The sequence below is a fragment of the Streptomyces sp. NPDC041108 genome (genome assembly GCF_055592645.1).
Window position 1 is genome coordinate 109,365 of record NZ_JBVIYK010000020.1, and the last position, 7,058, is coordinate 116,422.

The 7,058-nt window shown below is 69.8% G+C and carries 6 protein-coding genes and 1 tRNA gene; 2 read left to right on the forward strand and 5 right to left on the reverse strand.

Annotated features, from left to right (window positions below; all coding sequences use genetic code 11):
• The first annotated feature begins 27 nt into the window (after positions 1-27).
• Positions 28-1,761: a DoxX family protein gene (locus tag ACZ6BB_RS36890; RefSeq protein ID WP_471619479.1), complete on the forward strand. Its 1,734-nt coding sequence runs from the start codon at positions 28-30 to the stop codon at positions 1,759-1,761.
• A gap of 94 nt (positions 1,762-1,855) precedes the next feature.
• Here the strand turns inward: ACZ6BB_RS36890 and ACZ6BB_RS36895 are convergent, their stop codons facing one another.
• From ACZ6BB_RS36895 to ACZ6BB_RS36905, 3 genes are all read right to left on the reverse strand, one after another.
• Positions 1,856-2,587, reverse strand: a complete 732-nt coding sequence (locus ACZ6BB_RS36895; protein ID WP_319067797.1) for a nucleotidyltransferase family protein — start codon at positions 2,585-2,587, stop codon at positions 1,856-1,858.
• 205 nt (positions 2,588-2,792) lie between these two features.
• Positions 2,793-3,242: a hypothetical protein gene (locus ACZ6BB_RS36900; RefSeq protein WP_471619480.1), complete on the reverse strand. Its 450-nt coding sequence runs from the start codon at positions 3,240-3,242 to the stop codon at positions 2,793-2,795.
• Positions 3,243-3,483: 241 nt separating this feature from the next.
• On the reverse strand, positions 3,484-4,620 hold the full coding sequence (locus ACZ6BB_RS36905; protein ID WP_471619481.1) for an ABC transporter ATP-binding protein: 1,137 nt from the start codon (positions 4,618-4,620) through the stop codon (positions 3,484-3,486).
• Between the two features lie 233 nt (positions 4,621-4,853).
• On the opposite strand from ACZ6BB_RS36905, the gene ACZ6BB_RS36910 reads away from it, so the two are divergent.
• Positions 4,854-4,927: transfer RNA gene (locus ACZ6BB_RS36910), tRNA-Thr, on the forward strand.
• Positions 4,928-4,972: 45 nt separating this feature from the next.
• On the opposite strand, the gene ACZ6BB_RS36915 is transcribed toward ACZ6BB_RS36910, so the two are convergent.
• Positions 4,973-6,382 (reverse strand): tyrosine-type recombinase/integrase, encoded by a 1,410-nt coding sequence (locus tag ACZ6BB_RS36915; protein WP_471619482.1) that lies wholly within the window; start codon positions 6,380-6,382, stop codon positions 4,973-4,975.
• A 63-nt stretch (positions 6,383-6,445) separates the two neighbouring features.
• Positions 6,446-6,649: a helix-turn-helix domain-containing protein gene (locus ACZ6BB_RS36920; RefSeq protein ID WP_471619483.1), complete on the reverse strand. Its 204-nt coding sequence runs from the start codon at positions 6,647-6,649 to the stop codon at positions 6,446-6,448.
• Positions 6,650-7,058: the final 409 nt, after the last annotated feature.

A 7,058-nucleotide genomic window follows, 5' to 3' on the forward strand; every position in this document is an offset into this window, starting at 1 on the left:
TGTCCTAACGACACGTCACTCGGTTAGATGAGTGTGGACACCAGAACACCCCGCACACCCACGGGGGACCGTTCGTCGGGATTCGAATCGGGATTCGACGAAGCTCCCGCGCTGAGCATGGTGAAGGTGCCGAGCGATCCGGCGCAGGTCATCGTCAACCACGCGAGCTTTCGCGTGCAGTTGGGCGCCTCCACGCGGGCGTCCCCGCGCATCGCACGGCACTTGAGCGCCGGCGCGGACACCGCGCGTATCCCGGCCGTGGGCGCGGCCGGGCGCTCCGGGGCGCCCGCCGCCGGGCGCCGGCGCGCGCCCGTCGTCTGGAGCGGGAAGTCCGCGCCGGACGACACCGGGGCCCACCGGCTCCTCCAGGCGGTGCGCGGCGCGGGCGTCGGCCGCGGGGCTCCCGACCCCCTGAGCGACACCGGCTCGACCCAGGTCATCCCCCGCGTCGACGGGCCGCGCGGCGGCTACGCCGTCGGCGGTGGGCGCTACGGCGACGAAGTCGGGCGTTACGGCGCCGACTTGACCGTCGAGACCGTCGAGACGCCCATCGTGGGCAGCCAGCGCACGCACGGCGACCACGCCGCCGACGGCACGCGGCTGCTCCCCGCCATGCGTACCGTCGACAGCGCGTACGACGAACCGGAGTACGGCCAGGACGCCTACGCCGACGGGGAGTTCGCGGAGTCCTACGACGACGGCGAGGACGAGCGCGACGGGCGCCGGACCGGCAACGAGCCCGTCCGGCACGCCTATTACCCCGGCCGCCGGATGAACCTCGGCGTGGTGCTGCTGCCGCTGCGCGTCTTCCTCGGCTTCATCTCCGTCTACGCGGGCATGGGCAAGCTCTGCGACCCGCACTACTTCGACGGCGGCAAGCGCGGCTCCATGGTGAAGTGGCTGAACACGCTGCACCCGTGGGAAGTCGCCGAGCCGCTGCGGCAGTTCGCCCTGGAACACCCGGTGGGCTCGGGGCTCGTCATCGCCTTCGCGCAGGTCATCGTGGGCGTACTGACCGTCTTCGGACTCTGGCAGCGGGTCGCCGCCGGTGTCGGGGCGCTGCTGTCGGCCGCGCTGCTGGTCACCGTCAGCTGGAAGACCGTGCCCGTCTACGAGACGCCGGACATCATCTACCTCGCCGCCTGGTCCCCGCTGATCATCGCGGGCGCGCCGGTGTACTCGGTCGACGGGCGGCTCGCGGGCGGCGCCTGGCGCACGCTCGGGCCGCGCGCCGACCTCTGGGAGCTGCGGCGCTACGTGCTGCGGCGGGGCGCGCTCGTCGCCGCGATCGTCGTCGGGCTGACGCTGCTCGTGGGGTCCCTGCTCGGCGGGGCGGTGCGCGACGCCGACCGGATCGTCGTTCCCGGGCCCGGGGAGGCACCGCGCAACGAGCTGCCGGGGTCGCCGCTGCCGGGTGAGCCGAGCGCGCGGCGTGAGAACAGGCCGTCCGCCTCCAACTCGCCCAGTGGGGGCGCGACGTCGGCGACGCCTTCCCAGGCGGCCACGACTCCGGGGGCCGCGTCGCCGTCCACGGGGGCGGTCACCGGGGGGCAGCCGAGTCAGACGCAGGGGACGGCGGGGCAGGCGCCGCCGCAGCAGACCGCGCCGGTCCAGCAGGCGCCGAGCACCACCGCCGGGCCCAGCTCCAGCGGAGGGGCCTCCGGCAGTGCGACCGGGGGGGCCACCGGGTCCACCGGGGGGTCCGGCGGGGGAAGTTCCTCGGGCGGGCAGCCCGGGCTGGTCGGGGGACTGCTCGGGTAGGTTCCGCCGGTTCCGGCGATGTGCGAGTGGGCCCCGCGTGTTCTTCGCGCGGGGCCCACTGCCGTGTCCGGAGAAAGGGGAGGACGGCGGCCGTTCAGCGGCTCAGGGCCGCCAGTTCCTTGGCCGCTTCCGTGAGGTCCTTGGCCGTGTCGATGGCCCGCCAGTAGGCGCCCTGGGGGATGGGGAAGCCGGCCAGACGGCGTTCCCGGGCCAGGCGCGGGAACGTGGTGCGCTCGTGGTCGCCGCGGGCGGGGAGCAGGTCGGTGAACTCGGGCGAGAAGACGTAGACGCCCGCGTTGATCTCGTACGTCGTGGGCGGGGCCTCGATGAAGTCCGTCACGCGGCCGAAGCCGTCCGTCTTCACGGCGCCCCAGGGGATGCGGGGACGGGCGAGCGCGAGGGTGGCGAGGGCGTCGCGTTCGGCGTGGAAGTCCGCCATGTCGCGGAGCGAGAAGCGGGTCCAGATGTCGCCGTTGGTGGCGTACCAGGGGCGGTCGGGGTGGGGCAGGTGGGAGGCGGCGTACTTGAGGCCGCCGCCCCGGCCCAGGGGTTCCGTCTCGACGACCGTGGTGACGCGGACCGGCAGATCGGCCGAGTCCAGCCACTTCTGCAGGACGTCGGCGAGGTGGCCGCAGGAGACGACCACGTCGGTCACGCCCTCCTCGGCGAGCCAGGTGAGCTGATGGCCGATGATCGGGGTGCCCGTCCCGGGGATCTCGACCATGGGCTTGGGCCGGTCGTCGGTGTACGGGCGCAGCCGGGAGCCCTGGCCACCGGCGAGGACCACGGCTTGAACGGGGCGCGACGCGGCGTTCGGATCGGTCATGACCGAACTGTACGTGGCGCCCCGTTCGCGGGAGCACGGCCCTGGGATCGGTGTACGGGGATGCCGGGAGCCCGGAGCGCCCGGGGACCCTTCGGGGCCTCTGGGAGCCTCTGAGAGCCCTGTGGGAGCCGCTGGAACGTCTCTACGGCGCTGTGGGGCCCTCAGCGGTGCGTCGCGCGCTCGTCGGCGCCGCGCCGCGCTGTCCTCAGCTGTACTGGGCGGCCACTCCCGTCGCGAAGGAGGTGTCACAGACCGGACGGGCGAAGGACTGGGCCCGGGTGGGGCCGTAGGCGCGGACCGCGGCGCGGCCGAGGGCGCGGGCGATGGAGGTGCAGTGCTTCGCCAGTGCCGGGCGGCCGTTCACCGCCTGCTGGAGGTGGGTGAGGGCGACGCCCGGGTTCTCCTCCTGGAGTTCCACGAGGAGCTTGTCGCGCAGCACCTCGTGCGGGGCGCGGGTCTTGGTGCGCTGGGAGACCTCCGAGGCGGCGAGCATCGACTCCGCGGGCTCGGTGCCCGTCCAGTTGACCCGGGTGACCGCGAGGGTGCCGGAGAGGACCATGACGACGGGCAGGACCAGGGCCAGGGAGCGGCCGATCCGGCGGGCGGGACCGCGGGCGTGCCGCGTCCGTTGCGTGTGGGTGTGGGTGTGCTTCACGCGAGTGAGGGTAGCGCGGGGTAGTGATATGGCGACATTAGGTCACCGATACGGGGGATGCCGAAGCGCCGTCCTCCGGGTGGCAGGTTGACGCACACTGGTCGAAATCAACCTGTTTGTCGGGGTAGTTGACGGCAATGAAGAAGGCCCCGCGGATGTTTGCGGGGCCTTCTTCGTCAACCTGGGTGATTTATCCCGGGCTGGAGGTTTCGCGCACGGTCACGGACGCGCCGTGTCCGGATCAGTCGGAGAGACGCTCGCCCGTGGAGGTCGAGAACACGTGGTTCTCGCCCGGACGCGGCACGACGTGCAGCGTCGCGCCCTTCTCGGGGACCTGGCGGCCGTTGACGCGGACCACGAGGTCCTTCGTCCCGCCGCCGACCTCGGCGGTGCCGTAGACGTAACCGTCGGCGCCGAGCTCCTCGACGACGTTGACGGTGACGGCGAGGCCGGCCGGGGCGTCGTCGGTGTCCTTGGACAGGGCGGAGGCGACGGAGCCGTCGTGCTCCACGATGTCGAAGTGCTCGGGACGGACACCGACGGTGACGGTGGTGTCACCCTTGTCGGAGGCGGCCTTGAGGGCGTCACGGTTGACCGGGACGACGCTGTTGCCGAACTTCACACCGCCGTCGGTGATCGGGACCTCGACCAGGTTCATGGCCGGGGAGCCGATGAAGCCGGCGACGAAGAGGTTGGCGGGGCGGTCGTACATGTTGCGCGGGGTGTCGACCTGCTGGAGCAGGCCGTCCTTGAGGACCGCCACGCGGTCGCCCATCGTCATGGCCTCGACCTGGTCGTGGGTGACGTAGACGGTGGTGATGCCGAGGCGGCGCTGCAGGGACGCGATCTGCGTACGGGTCGAGACACGGAGCTTGGCGTCGAGGTTCGACAGCGGCTCGTCCATGAGGAAGACCTGGGGCTCACGCACGATGGCACGGCCCATGGCGACACGCTGGCGCTGACCGCCGGAGAGGGCCTTCGGCTTGCGGTCCAGGTACTCGGTGAGGTCGAGGATCTTCGCGGCCTCTTCGACCTTCCGCCGGATCTCCGTCTTGTTGACGCCGGCGATCTTGAGGGCGAAACCCATGTTGTCGGCGACGGTCATGTGCGGGTAGAGCGCGTAGTTCTGGAACACCATGGCGATGTCCCGGTCCTTCGGCGGCAGGTGCGTGACGTCGCGGTCACCGATGCGGATGGTGCCGCCGTTGACGTCCTCGAGCCCCGCGAGCATGCGGAGCGAGGTGGACTTGCCGCAACCGGACGGGCCGACCAGGACGAGGAACTCGCCGTCCTCGATCTCGATGTCGAGACCGTCGACGGCGGGCTTGGTGGAACCCGGGTAGATCCGGGTCGCCTTGTCGAACGTAACTGTGGCCATGGGTCGTAGGCCCCCTTCACCGGCAGGAACGTGCCGGACGATCCGAGTAAAGGTGGTGATCCACCGCGGACGGTTCCACGGTGGTGTAGTCCACGGCAGCGGACTGGGTCAGGACGGTACCCGTCGTTCACCTGGTCTGTCAGTACCTGGACCCCTGTGAACTTCGCGGAAATTTTCGACGAGCACACCCTGTGACGTGGGTACACTGCACGGGCGCCCCCGCGAGGGGCCACGCCTCCTTAGCTCAGCTGGCCAGAGCAACGCACTTGTAATGCGTAGGTCGTCGGTTCGAATCCGACAGGGGGCTCTTTCGGGCCCCAGGTCAGACCCCGTCTGACCTGGGGTTTTTCGTTTAGCGGATGCGGCGTCGGCGGCGCGCGCGGGCCGCGCGGGTGCTGGTGGTCTCAGTTTTGGTCTCAGTGGGGCCGGAATCCGGGTTCGGGGCGGGGTCTGGGGGAGCGGGTGCGAAGAACTCGCCCATGCGCCGCATCGCATCCTTCGACAGGTGGGATCTGCCCTTCACGTAGCGGCGGGTCTGGCTGATCTGGGTGTGGCGCAGGATCTCCATGATCGTGGTCATGTCGACGCCCAGCTCGTTCAGGATGGTGCCTGCTGTGTGGCGGCTTCCGTCGTAAAGGCGCCGGTCGTCAATCCCAGCCTCGGCGAGGAGCTCCTTGAACTCTTCGTAGTCCTGTCGGGGGTCGAGCGGGCGACCGTCCGGCCGTGAGAAAACGACGTGGTGCTCCTGCCACAGCTCGCCGGCCGCGGCGCGCATCGCTGCCTGTCGGGCCTTGTGGTCCGCCAGGAAGGGGATGAAGACGGGCGGGATCGGGACTGCGTTCCGGCTCTTCTTGGTCTTGGGTCGGGTGAAGACGAGCCCGCCTCCCTTGCGCTCCGGGCAGGCAGTGGCGTGCCTCTTACAGGTCTTGACGCAGGGTTTCGGGCAGCCACGCTTGTATCCCTTGTGCGTGGTGCAGTTCGGCGGGCACGGCTCGAAACGGTGGAGTCGTGCCCCGCAGGCGTGCGGGTCGGCACAGCCATGCCGCCAGGTGAGGCGCTGTAGCTGCCATTCGGGGCGGAACATCTCCGCTTTGAGGTCGACGTATGGCCAGCGAAGTCCGAGCGTCTCGCCCTGCCGGAATCCCATGCCGACGCCGACGATCCACCGCATGAAGGTGGGCCGCTTCGCTGCGGCTTCGAGGAAGGCTTTCGCCTCCTCCTGGGTGAACGGGTTCGCCTCGGTCTCGTCGACGCTGGGCGGGTCCACGAGCGTGGCGACGTTTTCGCTGATCATGCGGCGACGGTGGGCGATCTTGAGGGCGCGGGACAGGATGCGGTGCACCTTCACGACGTGTGAGGGAGCGTGGCCGGCATCGAGCATGGCGCGGTACATGCGTTCCAGGTGCTCGGGTTGCAGCTTGTCGATCCGGTGTTGTCCGATGCCCGGGATGATGTCGTTGCGGGTCTTGGACCAGTAGTCGTCCAGTGAGCGGGGCTTGAGCTTCAGGCTTGCGACGTCGGTGAGGTAGGTCTCCATCCACGTGGCGACGGTCGGTGCGCGCCCGGCTTTGGTGGCGCGGCCCTCGTCGCGCTGTCGTTCCAGCTCCTTGACCTTGCGCTTGATTTCGGGTTCGGACTTGGCGCGGCGGTGTCGGCGATCGGGGCTGCCGTCGTTCTTCACGCCCATGGTCACCCGGCCGTGCCACCAGCCGTCGGCTCCGAAGTAGATGGATGATTCGTTGTTCGACTTGCGGGGGCTCATGTGCTCCTCCATGCAGGAGGCGCCCCGAGCGGGATGCTCGGGGCGCCTCAGGGTGTGCTCCGGTCAGTTGGGAAGAGGGGCGAGGTTGGCTACGTACGCCTCCAGGTCCGTGCGGCGTATCCGCCGGGTGCGGCCCAACTTGATGTACTTCAGGGCTCCTTCGGCCATCAGCTCGTAGATGGTGGAGCGGCCGATGGCGAGCGCTTCGGCTGCCGCCTCCGGCTTGTACAGAAGTCGGTCAACGGGGGCAGCGATTGCGGTGCTCATCCGGTTGCCTCCTCGGCAAGCGTCGTTGGGGCCTTCTGGGAATTCGAGGCTCTGGTCATGGCGGGGCTGGCATCTGTCCGAGGTTGGGATTTCTGCGTCACAGCGTCACCTGCGTCATTCAGGCTTCTGACCTGCGGGAATCCGTGACACAGCACGGTGGGGGTGCGTCACTGCCGCGTCACCTGCGTCACGGTGGCGTGACGCAGGTGACGCACGATGACGCAGCCGGATCGGCTCTGCGTCACGCTCTTTCCGGCTGGTCAGGGGCCGTTTTCCGTCTCGTGTGACGCAGGTGACGCAGCGTTCCCCTACTTAGACGTCATCTCATTTGGCTGGGTAAGCTGCCGGTCGTGGTGAGGATCGTTGAGCGGCTGGTGCCGGATGAGTTGTGGGAGCTGTTTCAGCGGGT